The 23,036-nt window shown below is 64.3% G+C and carries 3 protein-coding genes; all 3 read right to left on the bottom strand.

The genetic code is table 11. From position 1 onward, the window contains the following. Positions 1–77: 77 nt before the first annotated feature. The 3 genes from JOE33_RS05205 to JOE33_RS05215 are packed head-to-tail and all read right to left on the bottom strand — an operon-like array spanning position 78 to position 22,443. A complete protein-coding gene (locus JOE33_RS05205; RefSeq protein WP_209924043.1) occupies positions 78–9,269 on the bottom strand; it encodes a non-ribosomal peptide synthetase in 9,192 nt (3,063 codons plus the stop codon). After that, positions 9,269–13,381: a non-ribosomal peptide synthetase gene (locus JOE33_RS05210; RefSeq protein ID WP_187625677.1), complete on the bottom strand. Its 4,113-nt coding sequence runs from the start codon at positions 13,379–13,381 to the stop codon at positions 9,269–9,271. The genes JOE33_RS05205 and JOE33_RS05210 overlap by 1 nt, the downstream gene beginning before the upstream one ends. Continuing rightward, positions 13,378–22,443 (bottom strand): non-ribosomal peptide synthetase, encoded by a 9,066-nt coding sequence (locus JOE33_RS05215; protein ID WP_187625678.1) that lies wholly within the window; start codon positions 22,441–22,443, stop codon positions 13,378–13,380. Before JOE33_RS05215 ends, JOE33_RS05210 begins: the two co-directional genes overlap by 4 nt. Between the last annotated feature and the right edge of the window lie 593 nt (positions 22,444–23,036).

The raw sequence follows: 23,036 nt of genomic DNA on the forward strand, positions 1-23,036 counted from the left end.
TGTTGGCATGGCCGGTCACCATGCCCGTGGTTCGTCTGCGGGACGTCAGCCCCGCCTGAAAAGCCTGCCGTTAACGTTCAGCCCTGCGCCGCCGACAGGTCGGCATTGATCATCTCGGCAATCACCTGCACCCAGGGCGCAGCGACAATGCCGTAGTGATCTGTGTCCAGTGCTTGCCAGCTCGACATGTGCGGCAGCAGTCCTTGCCACGCCCGCTGTAGATCGGCGATCCGCCAGGCGCTGCCCATGCCGTAAGGATTGGGCTGCATGGCGATGAACAGCCGTACCGGAGTGCGCGGCAGCACCACGGGCTGGTGGCCCGCCATGCTCGCCATGTTGTTCTGACAGCAGACAATCAGGCTTTGCAGGTAACCTGACGTGTCCTCGCTGGCCGTAATGGTGGTCGCGTTGAGGGTGCGCCGTGCAGAAAACTCGCGCTGGAAGACCTGCTGAATCTGCGCTTCGCCGATCTGCGCCAGCTCGTTACCCGCATCCGGCGCGGGGGGATCGATCAGGTACAGCAGTGGTTGCTCGCACTCTTCCGTCAGCAGGCTGCACATCGCCTGCGTCACCCACGCGCCGAACGACCAGCCGGCCAGCCGCCATGCCGTGCCGTCGGGGTGATGGGCCTGCAATGCCTCGAGATACAGTTGCGCGCGCTCATCCACGCTGATGTTCGGCAGGTCGGGCAGGCGCAAGGCCGGATCGGCGATCACCCACACGCCCAGATCAGGGTGCAGCGCCGAGGCCAGCTCGCGGTACGCCTGCACGTCGCCACCCACCGGGTGAATCAGGTACAGGCGCTCGCGGCCCGCGCCCGCATGCCACTGATCGATCCTCACCGCATCGGTCCACTGATTTTCGTCCGCAGCCGTTGCGGCCCCTGACGCCTGCACCAGCGCCAACACCTCGGCCAGGCTGACCTTGTGGCTGAACTGCGACAACTGGAAGACCACGCCGGTCGCGGCCTGCAGTTCGTCGATCAGGTCCAGCAGGGTCAGAGAATCGGCGCCCAGCTCATAGAGCGAGGCATCCGGCTGCAGCGCACTCACACCGAGCCATTTGCACAGGCAGTCATGCAGATGCTCGGGCAGACGGTCCTGCGCTTCAGTGTCTGCCGTCAGCGCTGGCGCAGTATCGGCCAGCGTCGAGCCTGCGCTGTGGCGAACCGGGTAAAACTGTCGCGCCGTCTCTGGATCGGTGGTCGAGATCAGCAACTGCGGCAGTTGAGCCGTCATGGCCGCATCGAATACCCGGCAGCCCTCTTGCGCCGACATGCCGACCGCCAGGTGCCGCTGGTGCGCGTCGTCTCCGATGCCACTGGCAGCGGCCATGCCCACATCGCGCCAGATGTCCCAGTTGATGCCCAGACGCACACAGCCATTTTCGGCATGCGGGCGGTAGTGGGTAAAACCGTCAAGCATGGCACTGGCAGCGGCGTAGTCCAGGTGCCCGGCGCCACCGAACAGTGCCGACATGGAAGAGCAATACAGCACGAACCCCGGGGTCATCTGTTCGATCAACGCTTCGACCGCCAGCATGCCGCGGGTCTTGCTGGCCATTGCCTCAGACAGCATCTGAGCATCGCGCTGACGGATCAGGCTGCCCGCTCCGGTTCCGGCCGCGTGAATCACGCCGTCAAAGTGTCCGTAACGCTCACGCAAGTGTTCAAGCACCGTCGGCCAGCGCGCCAGGTCGGCGATATCCGCAGCGATGCTATCGATGCGCGAAGCATAGGCGTGCAGTTCTTTCGGACACTCACCGCCTCGCGACAGCAGCACCACCCGCCGCTGACCGGATTGCAGCAGGTGTTCACACAAAGTACGACCGATGCCGCCTGTACCGCCGAGCACCAGCAACGTGCCGTTCGCCGGCAGCAGATTCGAATCCGCCGTCGGGGCCGCCAGCGGACTGGCCTGCAGCTGCGGCTGCCACAGATAACCGTCACGCACGGCCATGCGTCGCGGCAGCGACGCCGGGTCGGCAAGCAGCGCCGCCAGGTGCCGAGTCTGGGTGCTCAACTGCGCCGTGGGCAGGTCCAGCCAGTGACAGCGTATCGGGTACTCCTGCGGGGCCACTTCGGTGATACCGGCCAGCGCCGCCAGTTCAGGGCGCATGACCGGGCCGTTCACCGGGCACGCTTGCCAGGACAAAAGCCAGAGCCGCAGGGCGCTCTTCTGCGCGTTCTGCCCCCAGGCCTGCAACAACGCGCTGAGCGTATCCAGGCAGGCCCATTGCGCGGCCGCCAGGCTTTGCTCGTCAACCGCCCCGCCCACCGACAGCGGCAAGGCATGCAGCCAGTCCAGTTCGGCCGCCGTCTGCCCATTCTGATCAAGCGTGGCGATCAATCGGCCAAACGCCACTGGGTCCAGCGGGTCGAGTTCATAACGATTCGGGCCAAGTTGCTGGTAGCCATTGCCAGACTGCACCTCGATGACGTGCCGATAGACACCCTGCAGACTGCCAAGCGTGTCGGCCTCCAGGCGCTCATGGCTGCACACCACCAGCACTTCACGACCCTCGCCAGTCGGTTGTGTACGCAGACGATGCAGCCGCTGCCACTGACGCTGATAGAACCAGTCTGTCAGCGGCTGGCGCTCGACGGCTGATGACTTCTGCAGTTCGGCACGCGCGGCGGGTTTGAAGCGGAAGGTCTGCAGGTCGAACGCCGACGGTGGCAAGTCCCAGGGTGGCGGCGTCGAACCGGTCGCCCCGTCGATGCTGGCCCCCGCATACCAGGCGTCCAGCAGGGCCTGCGGTGAATGCTCGCTGGCGCTCAATCGCACGTCCGAAAGCGTCACCTGCCTGATCGAAGAGGCTTGCAGGTTCGGCGTCTGACCGGGCTCGCAGATCATCCCGAAGCGCCAGGGCAACGCGCGTCGACCGTTTTGCAGGTAACGCAGCAGCGCAGCCTGCTGCTCGGGAAAGGCGCTGAGCCAGGCTTCAATCGCCAGCATGTCCCGCTCCAGGGCAGTACGGCTGTGCGCCGACAGCAGCAGGCACGCCGGGCTATCCTCGACGCGCGCTGTCTGCTCCGGCGCGGCGCCGACAATCACATGCGCGTTGGTGCCACCGATGCCGAAACTGCTGACCCCGGCCAGACGCCGACGCCCCTCGGGCCAGGGCCCTGAGGTGGTGGGTATATAGAACGGCGAATGCTGCAGGTCGATTTGCGGATTGATCCGGGTAAAACCCAGGTTGGGTGGGATCACTCCGTGGAACACAGCAAGTGTCGCGCGAATCAGCCCGACCACGCCCGCAGCCGCGCCCAGATGCCCCACCTGGCTTTTCACTGAGGCCAGCGCGCAACTGGCGGCTGGCGCCGCGCCGAACGCTTTGGTCAATGCAGCCACTTCAATAGGGTCGCCCAACAGCGTGCCGGTACCGTGGGCCTCGATGTAACCCATGTCGTCGCCGTTGATCCCGGCCTTGCGCAGCGCCTCGCTGATCACTGCGCTCTGCCCCGCCACCGATGGCGCGGTATAACTCATCTTGGCGCGGCCATCGTTGTTCAGCGCAGAGGCTTCAACCAGCGCGTAGATCCGGTCGCCGTCGGCCTGGGCGCGGTCCAGCGGTTTGAGCACCACCACCCCATAACCGCTGGCACCGATGGTGCCGCTGGCGTCGTCACTGAACGGACGGCACAGCCCGTCGCGGGAAAAAATGTGCTGCGGGCGATAACGATAGCCATCGGTCAGGGTCGGGTCGATCAACACCCCAGCGGCCAGCATCACGTCACTGTCGCCCTCACGTAGCATCGCCGCCGCCAGGTGCACGCCGATCAGCGAGCTGCCGCACGCCGCCTGAACGCTGAGTGCCGGGCCGCCGAGGTCGAGGTGATAAGCCGCCTTGGTGGCCAGAAAGTCCTTGTCGTGGTGCAGCGCCATCTGAAAACCGTCCGGCAGATCGCCCTCGGCGGTTTCGCGCAGCATTTGCTGGAAATACGTGGTCTCGCCGCAACTGGCGATCAGGCCGATGCGCGGACCGTCGGCTTTGGGCGTGAGCCCGGCATGTTGCAGCGCCTGCACGCAGCCCATCAGCAGGTGCCGCTGTTGCGGGTCCATCAGTCGCGCTTCCTGCAGGCTGATGCCGAAATAGTCGGGATCGAAATCCAGCAGGCCGGTCAGTTGACTGCGTGCACCGACCAGTCCCTCGGCAGCGTCGAACCGCTTGATGCCCAAGCCGTTTCCTTGAACCATCGCCCAGAACTCGGCGAGGTTGCTCGCGCCGGCCACATTCACCGACATACCGATGATCGCCATGGGTTGTTCGCCAGCCTTGGGGCCTCGCTCATTGCCCTTCCCAGCACCGGGCATTTGCCCTGCCGGTACGGATGGCGAAGCGCAAAGATGCTGCGCAAGACGGCGCACGCTGACATGCTCGAACAAGGCGGCCATTGCCACTGGCTGCGCCAGTACCTCGTTGTAGCGGGCATGCAGGCGCATCAGGCCGAGGCTGGTGGCGCCGGCTTCGAAGAAGGTCTGATCAGGCTCGATGTCGCGACCGATGACCGCCACGAACAACTCGCTCAGTTGCTGTTCAAGTGCGCTCAACGGTGCCGCAGGCAGCCCGCTGCGTTGCCGTTGCAGCACCTCGCCCAGATCACCCAGCGCCTTGCGATCAATCTTGCCGCTCGGCGTGCGCGGCCAGGCGTCAACCCGCCGGTACTCGTCAATCCGCACATGCGCCGGCAAGTGCAGAGTGATCTGTCGGTCAAGCTGCTGTACATCGGGCAGCGTGCCTTCGCTGTGCAACCAGGCTACCAGACGGGGCGGCTCAGCCTGCATGGCCACCACCGCGTTGCTCACCTGAGCGACCTGCATCAGCGCGGCTTCGATCTGCCCCAGTTCAAGACGCTGGCCACTGATCTTGATCTGCTGATCGTCCCGGCCCAGGTAGTGCAGGCAGGCGTTTGCATCAGCCCGCGCAAGGTCGCCGGTGCGATAGAACAGGGTCATGCCCTCAGGCTGCGGCAACTCGACGAAGCGCGCGGCATTCAGCGCCGGGTCGGCGAGGTAGCAGCGCGAAATCATCGGCCCTGCCACCAGCAGGTAGCCCTGACTGCCACGCGGCACCGGCCGGTCATGTTCGTCCACCAGCAGCAGACGTCCGTTGCTCACTGCCCGCCCGATCGGCGCGCGCAGCGGCCAGTCCTGAACCGTCGCAGGCAAACGCCAGGCGCTGACCACGTGGGTTTCGGTCGGGCCGTAATGATTGAACAGCCGTGCCTGCGGCATGCCGCCGAACCAGTTGCGCAAGGCCTCGGTGCACAGCAGTTGCTCGCCCGCCGTGATCACCTCGCGCAACGCCTGCGGATACACGCCCTGGCTGACAGCGGTCTGCGCCAGATGCTGCAAGGCCACGCACGGCAGGAACAGCCGTTCGATGCGCGTCTGCACCAGATAGCTCAGCAATGCCTGGGCATCCTGCCGCCAACGCGGGTTGATCAGGTGATAACAGCCCCCGCCGCAGAGGGTGCTGAAAATCTCCTGAAACGACACATCGAACGACAGCATGGAGAATTGCAGGGTCACTGACTTCGCGGGCAATTGCCCCTCATTGCGCTGCCAGTGCAACAGATTGCAAAGGGTCCGGTCCGGCACCTGAACCCCTTTCGGTGTCCCCGTCGAACCGGACGTGAACAGCGTGTACAACGGTCGTTGCCCTGCATGACGGCGACGCTCGAACGGTCGTGCTGCAGCGCTCAGGTCGACCCGATGACAGACCTGCCGGTCTACGCTCAATTTCTCCAGTGCTGCTTCAGTGGTCGCGCTATACAGCACACAGCCGGGTTGCGCCTGCTGCATGACCTGGCGCTGCACCGCCAGCGGATAGCCAGGGTCCAGAGGCACCGCCGTCAGGTTGAGCCTGGCCAGCGCCAGTAAGGCCACGATGTGCTCGACCGACGCCTCGAGGTACAGGACCACTTGCAGCGGCGCATTGTTGCACTCCGACAGCGGGCACTGCTCGATCAGGGTGGCCGCCAGAGTATTGGCCAGTGCATCCAGTTCGGCGTAGCTGATGCATCGCTGATCAGCCACCAGTGCCGGAGCATCCGGCGTGCAGCTCACCTGATAGGCAAACCAGTCGGCCACGGTGCTGAACGGCGGCTCAGCGCTGTCGCCCTGACTGGCGGGCGGCAGGCTGGAGCGGTAAGGCGTGAGCAGCGCATCGAGGGTGGCAGACGGCCTCTCCAGCAGCAGATCAAGCCCCTGCTGCAGCAGTTGATTGACGGCGACCATTTGTGCCGCATCGAAATAACTGCACTGGTACTCCCACCAGCATTCCAGCTGTGACCCGGCATCGACCACCAGCAAGGTCAGCGGGCATTTGGCCTGTACGGTCTCGTTGAATTCCAGCGTGGCGCGCAGGCCGGTCTGAGCCAGCCTGGCGTAGTCGGTGTTTTCCAGCACGAACATGAAATCGAACAGTGCACTGCCCGACGACAGCCGCAGGTCTTCCACCAGATCCGCCAGCGCGACGTCCTGCAAGGCCAGCACCTCACGCACAGTGGCGGTCTGCTGATGCAGCTGCTGGTCGAGCGCCTTGTCGCCGTCGAACGCCGTGGGGATCAGCACGGTATTGGCGAACATGCCGATTGCGTCTTCGAATTCGCTCAGCGGACGGTTGGATACCGGGCTGGCGATGCGTGGCCGTTCACAGCCGGTCAGGGCGTACACGCTCCAGGCATAGACGCTGAACAGCACCTCATAGCGAGTGACGCGCTGTCGGCTGCAAAACCGATCCAGTGCAGCACTGCGCGTGGCTCCCAGCGGCTGACGATAAAGCCGTGCCTGCGGACCAGGCTCGCGAACCGGCAGCAGCGCGGGCGAAGACGCCGGGAGCTGACGGTGCAACGCGGCCAGGGCGCGGCGCTGATCGCGGTAGCGCGGGTCGACACGCCATTGCCGTTGCCAGAGCGCGAACTCCAGCGTGCCCAGACCCGGCGAAGGCTCGGCACTCGGCCGCCCCTGCAGCGCATCGTCGTACAGCTGCACCAGGTCATCGAACAACAGGTTCATCGACCAGCCATCGATGACCACGTGGTGCAGGTTCAGCAGCAAGCGACAACTGCCATCGGCAAACGGCAGCAGCCAGGCCTTGCACAGGGCCGATGTCGCCAGATCGAAAGGTGTGTCGAAAACCAGGGCTGCAAAGCTGCGCCAGGTCTGTTCACTGAATGCTCCTGTGGCAAAGGTCTGGCACACCGCCTCGCGTTGGTGAACCTGCTGATGCAGCCCGTCGGCAGCGGACACAAACGCCGTACGCAGCCCGCTTTGCCGAGTCAACAGGCGCTGCACGGCCTCGGCCAGTGCGGGGAGCTGAACACCCGTCGCCAGGTGCAGGATGATCGGCACGTTGTAGGCCGTCGCCTGCGGCGTGCGCTGCTGCATCAGCCACAGGCGACTTTGCTCGGCAGTCGCCGGCGCACGCCCTGAACGGTTGATGGGCGGCGCGGGCGGATAGGCAGACGCCGCACCCTGCTCATCACCAAGGCGCTCGGCCAGTGCCGAAAACGATTCGCTCAGCACCGCAACCAGGGTGATTTCCCGCTGCCAGTGGGTGCGGATTGCAGAGCGCAGACGCATGGCCTTGAGCGAGTCGCCGCCGCTGCCCAGCCAGTCATCCTCGCCATTCAGCTCAGGTTGCGACAATAACCTGCGGGCCTGGGTCAGCAGCCAGTCCAGCGCGGGCGAGTGTTGCTCGTTTGCCCGCGAACCCGCCTCCGGTCGCCACGGCTCCAAGGGCTGTTCCAGCAGCGCACGCTGATCAATCTTGCCATTGGCGGTCAACGGCAGGCGCTGCAGCACAAACAGCTGATGGGGGCGCATCCATACCGCCAGGTTGTCGCGCAGGTGCTGGTCGAAATCGCGATAGTCCAGCGCCTCGCGCGGCACGATGAACGCCAGCAACTGGTGGTCCTCAGCCGCCTGCCTGCGCGTACAGACATGCACCTGCGCCACCTGCGGATGCTCCAGAATGCGCTGCTCGACCTCGCCCGGCTCGATGCGAAAACCGCGGACTTTCACCTGACGGTCAATCCGCCCCAGGTACTCGATCAGCCCGTCGGCATTGATCCGCACCTGATCGCCGGTTCGGTAATGCAGCACGTCCCCGGCGTCGCTTGTCGGCAGGCGCAGGAAACGCTGTGCGGTCTCTGCCGGACGGTTGCGGTAACCGCATGCGACCCCGCTGCCGCTCAGGTAAAGCTCACCCGCCTCGCCACTGGCAACCGGGCGTTGTTGCGCATCAAGCACCTGCACGCCGGTGTCAGGCAATGGCCGACCGATCGGCACCGCGTCCCCGGCAAAGTCGCGGGGGATCGGATAGCACACGGCGAAGGTGGTGCATTCGGTGGGTCCGTAGGCGTTGAAAATCCGGCAACGGCTGTCGGGATTGGCCTGATACCAGGCACGCACCGCCGCGGCGCTGACCTGCTCACCGCCGATCAGCACCTGGCGCAGGCTGGCGAAACAGGCGGGGTTATCCGCACTCAAGGTGTTGAACAGCGACACGGTCATGAACAGGCTGTCGATCTGCTGCGTTTCCAGCACCCTGGCCAACTGTTGTGCGTCCTGCAGGTCTGCGTCGGCAATGATGACGCAGCAACCGCCGTTGAGCAGCGGTGCCCACAGCTCGAAGTTACAGGCGTCGAACGCCGGGTTGGACAGACAGGCAACGCGCTCGCCTGCGCGAATGTCGAGGCAGCTGTCGATCCGGGCCAGACGCAAAAGACCACGCTCGCCCACCTCCACGGCTTTCGGGGTGCCGGTGGTGCCCGAGGTGTAGAACAGAAAGCTCGACTCGGCGAAGTCCTCGGGCAGCGGCAGTGCTGGCTGATCGGGGTATTCCAGCAAGGCTTCGACGCTGACGTACCAGCCACGTTGTGGCGCTGCCAGGCTGTCCGCGTCTTCACCGAGGGTCACCAGCCCGACACAGCCTCCATCGTCGAGCATCAATTGTCGACGCCGGGCCGGGCTGGCCCGATCCAGCGGCACCACCACAGCCCCGACTTTCAGCACGGCCAGTATCGTGGCGACCCATTGCCAGCAGCGCGGCATGCACAGGGCAATCGGATCAGCAGGGCCTGCGCCTTGTGCCAGCAGCCCTTTGGCGATGCGTTCACTGGCACTGGCCAGTTGCGCGTAGGTCAGCCGTACCTGCCGGTCGATCACCGCCAGCGCCTGGGGATCAAGACTTACCTGCTCGGCAAAACGTGACAGCAGGGTCTTGGGGTTGCGGGCGATATTCTCCTCGTGCCGGTTCATCATTGCGCCTCCTGCGTGTCGAAACGTTGCAGCTCTTGCCTGAGCGTCTGCGAGACCCGATGCACCTCGGCACTTTCCAGCATGTCCCAGTGGCCACCGTGCACCAGCCGGGCCCTGTAACCGTTACCCGCGCGGCGACGCCAGAAGCTGCGCAGCTCATGCAACTGCGTGCGGCTGAAGCCTTCGCGAGCCTGAATCAGCACGATGCGCCCTGCTTGTGGCGCGCACTCGTACGCGGCCATGGCCAGGCGGTTGTGGTTGTAGAGGTGGAAATACCGCTCGACCTGCGCGTCTTCGATGCCGGGATACATACCGTTGAAGCGCACCAGCTTGTCGCGGAACTCCGCCATGTCTACGGTGCCGATCTGTTGCCGGAACCCCGGATCATCCGAGCCCTGAGTATCGAGCAGCACCACCGTCACCTGACGATGGCCCGCAGCCGTCAGGCGCCGGGCCATTTCGTACGCCACCAGACCACCGAACGACAGGCCGGTGAGCACCAGTGGTTGTGAGGTCAATGCAGCGATCCGCCGCAGATAGGCATCGGCCATCGCTTCGACGCTTGGCTCGGTACTCTCACCAGGGTTCAACCCCGGCGATTGCACACCGTACACACCGATGCTTTCCGGCAGCTCCTTGGCCAGCGACAGGTAGCAGAACGCTGTGCCGCCCGCCGGGTGAATACACACCACGTTGCGTTGCCCGGTACCGCGCCGGAATTCGATCAGATTGTCCTGTGCCGCAGCCAGGCTGGCGCCAGTACGCAGCCAGCCGCCCAATGCCTCGATGGTCGGGTGGCCGAGGATCACGCGCACAGGCACTTCGACGCTGAACGCCCGGCCAATTTCGTAGGCCATCTTGATCGCCGCAATCGATGTCCCGCCGACGTTGAAGAAGTTGTCGCGAATGCCGATCTGCGGCACCAGCAGCAGGTCTTTCCAGATCTGATACAGGGTCAGCTCGATATGGTCCCTGGGGCTGCCGAGATTGACTTGCCGGTCGGCCAGATCCTGATCGGCCTGTGCCGCGAGCGCTGCACGGTCGACCTTGCCGTTGACCGTCAACGGCAAGGCGTCCAGCCATAGGTAAGCGCTGGGCATGACGGCGCTGGACAGGGTCGTTGCCAGGTGCTCACGCAGCGCGGATTCGTCGACTGCGCTGTCGGTCACGCAGCACGCCACCAGACGCTGGTTCTGCGCGGTGTCACCGACGATCAACGCCACACTGGTGCGAATACCGGGAAACAGGTCCAGCCGTGCTTCGATTTCACTCAGTTCCAGGCGAATGCCGCGCAGTTTGACCTGAAAGTCGTTGCGGCCGAGAAACTCCAACTGACCGTCCGGGCGATAACGCGCCAGATCGCCGCTGCGGTACAACCGGTCACCGGCAACGAACGGGTTGTCGATAAACCGTTCGGCAGTAAGCTCGTCCAACCCCAGATAACCCCGTGCAACGCCGACACCACCAATGTGCAACTGACCGGTGACCCCGGCTGGCACCGGCGCATCACGCTCGTCGAGCACGTAAAAACGGGTGTTGGCAAGGGGTCGGCCGATGAGCAATTGGCGCGACGGAACGTCGGCACCGGGCTCCAGCGTCCAGACACTGCTGATCACTGTGGTTTCGGTCGGACCATAGACGTTGTGCAGGCGGGCATGCGGCAGACGCTCCTGAAACAGCCTGGCCACTGCGGGCGACAGCTCCCCGCCGCCACTGAACACATCCTTCAGGGTGTGACAGGCGCTGACCTCTTCGACCTCAAGAAACAGTTGCAGCATGGCCGGCACGAAGACCATCGCGGTAACGCTTTGTTCACGCACCACCTGCGCCAGGTAACCAGGCTCGAAATGCCCGCCGGGACGGGCGATGATCAGCCGGCCTCCCGTGAGCAACGGCCAGAAGATCTCCCAGGCCGAGGCGTCGAAACCGAATGGAATCTTGTGCAACATGCGGCCGGATGCGCCACAGAGCTGCTGACACCACAGCAGCATATTGCTCAGCCCGCGATGCGTGATCATCGCACCCTTGGGCAGCCCCGTAGTGCCGGAGGTATACAGCACATACGCAAGGTGGTCGGCGTTCACAGCGACGCGTTGCGGCTGCGGATTGTCCGACGGGCACTCGGCCCAGAGCACGGCATCAGCTTGTACGTCGAGGATAGGCACCTCGCGGTGCGCACCTTGCAGGGCCTCGCGCAGGATCTTGCGCGTCGGCCCTTGGGCCAGCACCACCACCGGGGACGTGTCGTCGAGAATATGCCGCAGGCGTCCCGATGGATAATCCGGGTCCAGCGGCACATAGGCGCCCCCGGCCTTGAGCACCGCCAGCACTGCCACCGGCAGTTCCAACGAGCGTTCGATACACACTGCCACGCGCACATCCGGGCCGACGCCGAGGGTGAGCAGATGATGCGCCAGGCGGTTGGCCTGGCTATTGAGCTGGCTGTAGCTCAGCGACCGACCTTCGAAGATGACAGCACACTCGGCCTGCCGACGCGTGACCTGAGCTTCGATCAGGCGATGCACGCAGTCGACGGGCTGGGCCAGCGGTGCCGGGCTGTTCCACTCGTTCAGAATCTGTTCGCGTTCGGCATCGCTGATCAGCGTCAGTGAACCCACAGGCTGCTTGGGGTTCAGCGCCACCTGCTCCAGCAGCTGACGATAATGCCCGCTCAGGCGTTCGATGCTGGTCTGGTCAAACAGATCGGTGTTGTATTCCACCAGCAGGCTCAGCAGACCGTCGCGCTCGACCCATTCGAACGCCAGGTCGAACTTGGCCGTAGCACTCCCGGTGCCGTATGGCGTCATGCTCAGGCCGGGCATCCGTGCGGCGTTGCCCGGAGTGTTCTGCAACACCATCATCACCTGAAACAACGGCGAATACGCGGTATCGCGCTGCGGGTTGACGGCCTCCACCACGCGGTCGAAAGGCACATCCTGATGAGCGTGAACATCCAGCAGGGTGGCACGTACTTCGCGCAACAGCTCGGCAAAGGTCTGCTGCGGATCGAGACGCTGGCGAATCACCTGTGTGTTGACGAAATGGCCGATCAGCGGCTCGATTTCGGGACGGCTGCGGTTGGCGAATGGCGTACCGATGCACAGGTCCCGCTGACCGCTGTGACGCCAGAGCAGGACCGACAGCGCGCCGATCAGCACGTTGAACAGCGTGCCCTGGGTCTGTCTGGCCAGCGCGTTGAGCGCGCGCAGGGTGGTGCCGTCTACCGTCGAGCTGAAGGTCGCTCCGACGTAGCGCTGCACGGTCGGGCGCGGTCGGTCGGCAGGCATATCGAGCAGCGGCGGCGCGTCGGCCAGCGTGCGCTGCCAGAAGTCCAGTTGCCCGGCCAGCGCCTCGTCGCTCAGCCGCTGTCGCTGCCAGCAGGCGTAATCGGCGTACTGCACCGCCAGCGGCGCCAGACTGGACGCCTGACCGCGCAGAAAGTCGCCATACAAGGTGGTCACTTCCTGAAGGATCACGCCCATCGACCAGCCATCGGCGATGATGTGGTGCACGCTGTACAGCCAGAGATATTCCTCATCGGCCAGACGCAGCAGCGAGGCCCGCAGCAACGGGCCGTTGGCCAGGTCAAAGGGTGCTTTGGCCTCCTGCTCCACCGCCACGCTGACGTGCGCATCGCGCGCCGTCGGCGACAGGCTACGCAGGTCGACACTTGGCATCAGCAACGGCATCGCCGGGTGCACGATCTGCCGTGGCTCGCCGTCCACGCTGGCAAAGGTGGTGCGCAATATTTCATGGCGCATGATCAGTTCGTTCAGCGCCCGCTCCAGCACCGGCACATCCAGCGCGCCTTTCAGCAGCACCGCAGTGGGCACGTTATAGAACGCATTGCCCGGTTCCATCTGATCGAGGAACCATAGCTGGCGTTGTGAAAACGACAGCGGAACAGCCGTTTGCCCGGCGGCACGCCGAGGGATCGCGGCCGGGTCAGTGCCGCTCAGCAAGGCAATCAGTTCTGCCTTGTGTTGCTTGAGCGCCTGCAACATCTCGTCATTCAGAAACCCGCGCGGCGCCTTGCAGCGCAGTTTGTCGCCGTCCACTTCAAGCACCACGGCGTGGCGACCGAACAACTCCAGCAATTGATAGGCATTCATATCTCTATCTCCTCCATGTCGCTGGCGTCGTCCGTTCTATCCGCGGCAGAAGCGAACGCCTCGACCTGCGCGTGGCGTTGTTCGTCGGCAGTGCGCAGGCCGCCCACCATCGAGTAGATCAACTGGTGATTCGGTCCCAGGTCGAACAGGGCCGACAATTGCTGCTCTTCAAGTGAGCCCATGCCACACAGGCCAAGGCCCTGCTCCACCGCTGTCATGGTCAGCAATTGCGCCATGCCCCCGGCTTCGATATGGCAGAAGTCGCGACTGCGCTCGCCATACAGCGGGCGGATCGCGGCCATGTCGGCAATGAAGAACAGCGAGAACGCTGCATTTTCATACACCGGGCGGTTGACGAAATAATCGTAGGTGTCCGGGTCGAGCGGCTCGCTGTCGAGCATCAGCAGACGGTGCTGAACCGGGTCGTAGTAATAGGCGCCGGCAGCAACGCCGGTGATCCGCTGCGGTTTGACATACAGGTAGCACTGGATCGGGTACAGACCGCCTGCGGACGGGAACTGATATTTGACCTCGCCGTGCAGTTGCCCTTGCGCCAGGCTGGCCAGTAACCCGGCAAATGCCTCGGTCGAAATGGGCCAGGCAGCGAATTGGCGTACCGAGCGGTAGTCGCTGAAGCGCCGCGCGAACGCGGGGTTATCCGGACGTGCAAGGTCCAGCGCCGCAACCTGCGGGGCGAAGGTCCGCCGGCCGCGCTGGTCGGCCTTGAAGCGCGCCCGCTGCTGCGGATCTTCAATCACCGGCTCGGGCGAACCCGCGCGCTGACGAACGCTGTCGACCACACTGCCGTTGGCCAGATTCCGGCGGTACATGCCGAGCAGGTTGAGCAGGGTCGGCTGCGCCAGCAGTTGCGCAACGTTGGGACGGAACTGCAGTTCGCCGGACAGCGCATTGCTGATCCTGACAATGTCGATCGAGGTAGCGCCCAGGTTGAGCAAATTGGCGTCGGCAGCGATCGAAGAACGCTTGAGCACGCCCTGCACGATCATCACCAGTTGTTGCTCATGCGGCCCCTCCACTTCCAGCGCGGGACCGGCATCCTGAACCTGCGACGGCTCCGGCAGGCGCTTTTTGTCGACCTTGCCGTTGGCCGACAGCGGCCATTCCTGCACGAAGGTAAACGACGTCGGCACCATGTAGGCCGGCAGTTTGTCTGCCAGGTACTGGGCAAAATCGCCGGCCTGCAACGAGGGATCGGCCTTGAGTACATAACCCGCCAGCCGCTTCTCGCCCAGCGCTTCGCCCAGCACCCGCACCACGGCGCTCTGCACCCCGGGATGGCGATTGAGTGCCGCTTCGATCTCGCCCAGTTCAATGCGGTGCCCCTGGACCTTGACCTGGGTGTCTTCCCGACCGAGAAACTCGATATTGCCGTCGGGCAGCCAGCGCCCCAGGTCGCCGGTCCGATACAGGCGTTCGCCCGTCAGCGGGTGGGCGAAGAAACTGCCGGCACTCAGGGCTTCATCACGCCAATAACCCTTGGCCAGGCCGATACCGCCGATATACAGCTGGCCAGCCACCCATGTCGGGCGAACCTGTAGTGCGTCATCCAGCACATAGAAGCGCTGGTGATCCAGCGCCTTGCCATAGGGAATACTGCGCCACGCGGGGTCGACCTGCTGCAGCGGATACTGGATCGACCAGATGGACGCCTCGGTCGCCCCGCCAAGGCTGATCAGTTGCAACGCCGGCTGCAGGGCCCAGGCGCGCTCGGGCAGCGTCAGGGGAATCCAGTCGCCCGACAGCATCGCCACACGCAGGCACGACGGTAACGCACTGTGTTCACCTTGCACATACTCCAGCAGCATGCCGAACAAGGCTGGCACCGAATTCCACAGGCTGACCTGATGCCGCTCGATCAGCGTCAGCCAGTGCGCCGGGTCGAGGGCTTGCTGCGGTTCGAGCAGTACCACCGCAGCGCCAGCAGCCAGCGTGCCGAAGAAGTCATAGACCGACAGGTCGAAACTCAGTGACGAAACCGCCAGTACCCGGTCGGCAGCACCGACGGCAAAGCGCCGGTTGATGTCGAGCAGCGTATTCACCGCACCGCGATGATCGATGACCACGCCCTTGGGCATGCCGGTCGAGCCCGAGGTGTAGATCACATAGGCCAGATCGTCCGGGGTGAGACGCACGGGGTGCAATTCGGACTGATCGGAAAGGCTATCGTCGGCCATGGTCGGGTCGCTCACGCTGATGACCTGGACCTGCGCGGGCCACTCGATACGTTGCAGCAGTGCCGGCTGAGTCAGCGCCAGACTGGCTTCGGCACGTTGCAGAATGTGCTCCAGACGCTCGATCGGCAACGCCGGGTCGAGCGGCAGGTAAGCCCCGCCTGCGTACTGGATCGCCAGCGTCGCGACGACCTGCTCCCAGCCACGTTCCATGACCACCGCGACCAGTTGATTGGGCACCACGCCGCGACGCTGAAGCAGCGCCGCCAGCTGCCGCGCTTCGGCCCGCAGTTGCCGGTAACTCAACTGACGACGTATGCCGATGACTGCCAGCGCATCCGGGGCAGCGAGTGCCTGGCGATCAAACAGTTCGTGCATCAGGCCTGATTCAACCGGGCTGGCGTCGGGTACCGGCAAGCGGGCCAGCGGTATCAGGTCCACCGTGCCGGCGTTCCAGGCATCGGCCTGCAGCAGGCGGTCGAGCAGTGCGTTGTAGGCGACGAACATCTGCTCGATCAGGCCTTGCGGAAACAACTCGTCGATGCTGTCCCAGTTGAACAGCAGGCGCCCTTCCAGCTCCAGCAGCGTGTGGTCAAGCCAGACCTGCGGAGTCTGGGTGATGCTGTGCATGTGTTCGGCATTCAACGCGTCGGCAAGGTTGAATTCGGCCAGTTCCGGCGCGGCTTCCGACAGGGTGCTGTTGAACACGATGGGCATGGCGGTCTGTTGCACGCCACGGGCCTGGGACAACTCACGCAGCACACGGACCCCGCTGACCACCGAGTGGTCGATGTCTTGCCACAGCCGTGCCTGCACGGCACGCGCCTTGTCGATGAAGCTCGCGGCCCCGTCGAGATTGACTTCAAGCAAGATCAGCGAGGTGAAGTCACCGATGATTTCATCGACATCCGGGTGCAGCGGCATGCGGTTGAACAGCGGCAGACTCAACGTAAAGCGCGGCTGCCGACTCCACAGCGCCAGCACCTCGCTGAATGCGGTCAGCAGCATCACCGACGGGGTCACGGCAAATTGCCTGGCGAGCTCCTTGAGCCGTGACCACTGCTGCGCTGAAAGTTCGCGGTCGCGGCGGGTAAAGTGCGGCTGGCTGATGCTTTCCGGCTGGCACACCAGCGGCAGGTCCGGCGCAGGCGCCAGCGTGGCAACCTTCTCGCGCCAGTAGTCCAGCGCCTGTGCGTAGCGGCTGTCATTGCGCAAGCCCTGCTCGGCCAGCACGTAATCGCGGAAAGTCAGACCCGGTTCGGGCAGTTGCAACTGCGGGTCGGCATAAAACGCCATCAGCTCGCGCGCCAGAATCTGCGTACTCGCAGCGTCGACGATCAGGGCGTCAAGGCTGATGTGCAGATGGCTGATGTCCCCATCGAGCAACGACAGACTGAACTCGAACAACGGCCAGCGACTGGCGTCCAGCACCTGATGCGACTGACGTTCGCGGGTACCTTGCAGGGCCTGTTGCGCAGCGTCGGCAGAAAGGCCGCGCAGATCGCTGCGTGGCATGTGATAGGTCGGTACGCTGTCGAGGACCTGCTGCGTGCCATCACCAAGGAACACCACGCGCAGCATGTCGTGCCGCTGGATCATGCGGTTCAGCGCCTGCTCGAAACGTGGCGCGTCGAAGCCGGGGATGCGCAGCTCTTCATAACCGTGGGCGCTGACACCGCCGAGGCTGACCGACGCTTCGCGGCCAAACCAGTACGCCTGCTGAATATCGGTCAACGGGAACGGCGCATAGCGTGCGCCGCGATCAGCTTCAATCGGGGTAAAAGGTGTGTCGAGCGAAGGCCCGTCACCCCGCCCGAGCCTTACCTGCTCAGCCAGGTCCACCAGCACCGGCGTCTTGAACAGGCTGCTCAGGGACAGCTGCGCGCCCATACGCTGGTTGATCATGTAGATCATCCGCGTGGCCAGCAGCGAATGCCCGCCCAACTCGAAAAAGTTGTCGTGAATACCGACCTGCTGGCACTTGAGCACCTCGGCCCAGATGCACGCCATATGCCGCTCGGTCTCGTCGCGCGGTGCCACGTAGGCACTGGTGGCCTGGCGCTCTGGCGCCGGCAGCGCCTGACGGTCGAGCTTGCCGTTACGGGTCAGCGGCAATTGCGTCAGCGCCACCCAGGCCGTCGGCACCATGTGTTCCGGCAGGTGCCGGTGCAGCTCGGCACGCAGTGTTTCGGCGGTTGCAGGCCCCACCACATAGGCCACCAGACGCTTGTCGCCCGGCACATCTTCGCGCAGCAGCACCACCGCTTCCTGCACACCGGGTTGCTGGTGCAGAAGGCTATCGATCTCGCCCAGCTCGACGCGAAAGCCGCGCAGCTTGACCTGCTGATCGATGCGCCCCAGGTAGTGCACGTTACCGTCGGCCGCGAACCGCGCCAGGTCACCGCTGCGGTACATGCGTGCGCCGGGCTGCGGGTTGAACGGGTCCGGCAGGAAGCGTTCGGCACTCAGGTCCGGACGATTCAGATAACCACGGGCCAGGCAGGCTCCGGCGATGTACAACTCGCCCGCCACGCCGACCGGTACCGGGTTCAGATCGCCGTCCAGCACATACAGACGCGCATTGGCGATAGACCGGCCGATTGGCGGCGTGTCCGGCCACTGCCCGGCCTGATCACAGTCGAGGCTGAACTGGCTGACCACATGGGTTTCGGTCGGGCCGTACTGGTTATGCAGTTGCGCCCCCCCGAGGCCACAGATAAAGGCACGCAGTTCGTCATTGACGAGCAACGCCTCGCCGGCGGTGATGATTTCGCAGCCTCCCTTTGGCACAGGCATCGGCACCGACGCGTCAGCTTCAGTGAGGCTGGCCAGTTGCTGAAGCACGGCAAACGGCAGAAACGCCCGTTGTACGCCCTCGGCCACCAGCGTCGGACGCAACGCGACGAGGTCTTTGCGGCCGGCTTCGCTCATAAGCACCAGGCTGCCGCTTTGGCACAAGGTGCTGCAGATTTCCTGAAACGACACGTCGAAATTCAACGACGCGAATTGCAGCACGCGTTGTGAAACAGGCGTCTGCTCCAGTTGCCAGGCGATCAGGTTATCCAGAGCCGCACGACTGTGCGCCACGCCCTTGGGCCGCCCGGTCGAGCCGGAGGTGTAGAGCACGTAAGCCAGGTTGCCGGGGCTGACGGGCACTCGCGGATTGGCCTCGGAATACCCGGACCAGCGTTGCACCTCCACATCGAGGCAGCAGATCGGCAGCGTGTCGGGCAACGGTGGCAGACCGGCGCGCAGCGCAGACTGGGTCAGCAGCAGGCTCGGTGCGGCATCCGCGAACATGAATGCCAGACGCTCGGCCGGGTAGGCCGGATCGAACGGCACGTAAGCGGCGCCGGTCTTGAGAATGGCCAGCAGGCCGATGACCATCTGCGGCGAGCGCTCCAGACACAGCCCGACGCGCTGCTCGGGCCCCACGCCCTGCTCGATCAGGTAATTCGCCAGCCGGTTGGCAGACTGGTTCAGCTCTGCGTAAGTCAGCACTCGCTCATCGGCCAGCAACGCCACGGCATCGGGTGTTTGCTGCGCCACGGCTTCGAAGCGTTTGACACAATCGGGCAGTGCAGAAGTATCGCGTTCGGTGCGGTTCCAGTCGTGGACGATCCGTCGATGCTGCTCAGCGTTGAGCAGGTCGAGCGTCGCAAGCGGCTGCTCGCTGTCCTCGACCATCTGCGTGAGAATGCGGTGCAGGTATTCGCCCATCTGCACCACAGTCTCCGGCTCGAACAACCCCGACGCGTATTCCAGGCCGCCGACGATTTGCCCGTCACGCTCGCTGAGTGCCAGTTGCAGGTCGAATTTGGCCACTGGCTGGACGCTTTGCAGCACACTGACATCGACCCCGGACAAATCCAGATCGGAATCCTGATGCTGCTCCCAGGCGAACAGCACCTGAAACACCGGGCTGTACGCCAGACTGCGCGGCGGATTGAGCAACTCCACCACTTGATCGAACGGCAAGTCCTGATGTTCCTGGGCGGCAAGCGCAACGCTGCGCGCCTGTTGCAGCCAGTTGGCCACTGTCGGGCTGCCGGAGCGGGTCATGCGCAGGGCCAGAGTATTGACGAAGAACCCGATCAGCCCTTCCAGCTCCTGCTGGCTACGGTTCGCCGAGGGCACACCGATGACCACGTCATCCTGCCCCGACAGGCGCATCAGCAACAGCGACCAGGCCGCCAACAGGTTCATGAACAACGTGGTGCCCTGCTGCGTAGCCAACATTCGGAGCCGAGCCGTCAGCGCGCGGTCAAAGACCAGCGGCACAAAGCCGCCGCGGTAATCCTGGGCAGCCGGACGCTTGTGATCGGTGGTCAACTCCAACAGTATCGAGGCACCGCTCAGGGTTTCACGCCAGTAGCGCCGCTGCGCATCCAGCACCTCGCCGGACAGCCACTGGCGTTGCCAGGCCGCATAATCCACATACTGAACAGGCAACGGCGGCAGTGGCAGGGACTGCCCGTGCGCGGCCGGTTGCTGAATCGCCGCGGCGTAGAGCAGCCCCAGCTCGCGGGTCAGCACGCCCATCGACCAGCCGTCCGAAACGATGTGATGCTGGGTCAGCAACAACACGTGATCGTCATCGGCCAGCTTGACCAGGCTGACGCGCATCAACGGCCCGGCCGCGAGGTCGAACGGCTTGCTGCCCTCGGCGTCGATCAACGCCAGCAGACGCGCCTGGGCATCATGCTCGCCGCGCAGGTCGATGACTGGCAGTGGAAAGCTCGCCCCCGCCGCCGCAACGCGCTGCCGCCCCTCGCCTTCGACCGCAAAAAAGGTGGTGCGCAGCGCCTCGTGGCGGGCCACCAATTGATTGAAACTGCGTTCCAGCGCGGCCACCTGCAACGGCCCGCGCAAGCGCAGGTTCAAGGGCATGTGGTAAGCCGCATTGCCGCCTTCCATCTGCGCCAGAAACCACAGGCGCTGCTGGGCAGACGACAACGTGTGTGCCCCGCTACGTTCTACTGCCGTGATTGGCGGGCGAGCGTTGCCCTGCTGAGCGGTGCTCAGTCGTTCGGCGAACTGCTGCAGCACGGGGGCTGTAAACAGGGCTGAGGGTGACACCTCCAGATGCAGTGTCTGACGGACCTTGGCCAGCACGCGCATGACCAGCAGCGAGTGGCCGCCGAGTGCAAAAAAGTGATCCTGGCGACCGACTCGCTCGACGCCCAGCACCTCGGCCCAGATGGCCGCGAGGGCGATTTCCTTTTCGCCTTGCGCAGCTTCGAACACGTGCCGATCAAACGCGTCATCCCCCGGTTCGGGCAGTGCGATACGGTCCAGCTTGCCATTCGCGGTCAACGGCAGCGCGTCCATACGCACGAATGCAGCAGGAATCATGTAGTCCGGCAGGCTGAGCTGCAGATGCTGGCGAAGGCCTTTGGGCGTCAGCGCGGCGCCGCTCTGTTCGCGGAAGTAGGCAATCAGCCTGGGCACGCCCGCGCTGTCCTCGCGCAGCACCACAACGTTGTCACGCACACCGGCAACCTCGGCCAGACGCGCCTCGATTTCACCCAGCTCCAGGCGCAGGCCGCGCAGTTTGGCCTGCGAGTCGTTGCGCCCGAGGAATTCCAGATTGCCGTCAGCCCGATAGCGGGCCAGATCGCCAGTACGGTACAACCGCTCACCGGCCACGAACGGGCTGTCGATGAAGCGCTCGCGCGTCAATTCCGGCAAATTCAGGTAGCCACGCGCAACCCCCACGCCGCCGATGTACAGTTCGCCGGTCACGCCCTGGGGAACCCTCTCGCCAGCGGCATCGAGCAGGTAAATCCGCGTATTGGCCAACGCCCGCCCGATGGGCAGCACTGCATCGACTTGGCTGTCGGCCTCGAACTCGAAGCAGGTGCTGTCGATGCTCGCTTCGGTGACCCCGTAGGCCTGGACGATTTGCACATGCTCGCCACACAACCCACGCAGTTGGCGCGCGCTGTGGGCCGTCCAGATGTCCGAACCGCAGACCACCGTGCTCATGAACGACAGGTCGCGCCTCGCCTCCTGCGCCCAGACCAGCAACGGGTTGAGGACCGCAGGCACGAAGTCGGCGAAATCGATACGCGCCTCGCTCAACAGGCGATACAGCGCAGGCGGGTCCATCAGCGTGTCACGCGGGCAGAGCACGAGCGTGCCGCCAAAACCCAGTGCGCGGATCAGGTCGGCGCTGAACACATCGAAGGAAAACCCGGCCATTTGCAGGTGATTGAGGGGCTTGTGCAGCGCGTACAACGGCTCCCAGGCAGCGCTCACCGCGATCAGCCCACGGTGCTCGACCATGACCCCCTTGGGCGTTCCGGTGGAGCCCGAGGTGTAGATCACGTAAGCCAGATGGCGGGACGTCAGACCGACCGCACGCGGGTCAGGGTTGTGCGTGGGCTGCTCTGCCCACAGCCGGGTATTGGCCAGATCAAGCACCTTTGATGCGACCTCACCTTGCTCCAGTGCCGCCAGCAACGCCGCGCGCGCCGGAGCGCGGCTCAGCAGCACGCGTGGCGAGCTGTCTGCCAGCATGTGTGCCAGACGGGCTTTCGGGTACGCGGGGTCCAGTGGCACGTAGGCACCGCCCGCCTTGAGTACCGCGAGCACGCCGACCAGCATGTCCAGCGAGCGCTCCAGGCAAATCCCGACACGCACATCCGGCCCGACCCCAAGGCTGCGCAGGTAGTGAGCCAGGCGGTTGGCCTGAATATTGAGCGTTGCGTAGTCAAGCGTGTCCAGCTCGAAGCGTGCCGCTATGGCGTCAGGATTGCGCTGCGCCTGGGCTTCAAAAAGGCCATGTACACACTGGTTTTGGTCAAAGGGTTGCTCTGTATCAGGATGAGCGAAGCCCGTCCCGCGCGAGGAAGATTTGTCGACCATCAGGAATCACCGTCCGTGAACAGATTATTGTTATGAGCAGACGGGAGCGCAGAGCGACAAGCCCGTCAGACACGGCATGAGAAATGCCGGATGAACATCGAGACTCAGGGGGAAGGTGCAGCGCGGGCTCTCGGGCTCATGTCATGAGCTGACATGCAAGCACTCGGGGGAATCGCAGAGGGATGACAGGCGAATGCGGCACGGCGCGACTCGCATACAGAAAGGGGGGTGGCTGGCTCGTTGACGAGACTGATCGCTCTGCCCTTGGAAATGACGTTTGCATACCGCGTGACCAATTGAAACCTCATCTTCCGTTCGAGGGTCAACGACGGGGAACGGCCTGCGCCGGGGTGTCAGCGCCAGGGTGGACCCGATCGGCTGTGACTGCGGAGTCTGTGGACCCGTGACAGTCATTGGCGCCGGGTTTTTGGCCCTGAGCGCCCGGGATAATAACCACGATTTTTGGCGGTGAGGCAAACAAAAAGTTACAAACCGCGAAAGTGTCCGTCAAACGGCACTGCTGTCCAGCCGCCACATCTGTCTGAAATTTCAGCGTCGGGCAACGACTTTCAACGGCGCGCAATGCAATACTC

The organism is Pseudomonas sp. PvP027 (assembly GCF_017833005.1).
Lineage (GTDB): Bacteria > Pseudomonadota > Gammaproteobacteria > Pseudomonadales > Pseudomonadaceae > Aquipseudomonas > Aquipseudomonas congelans.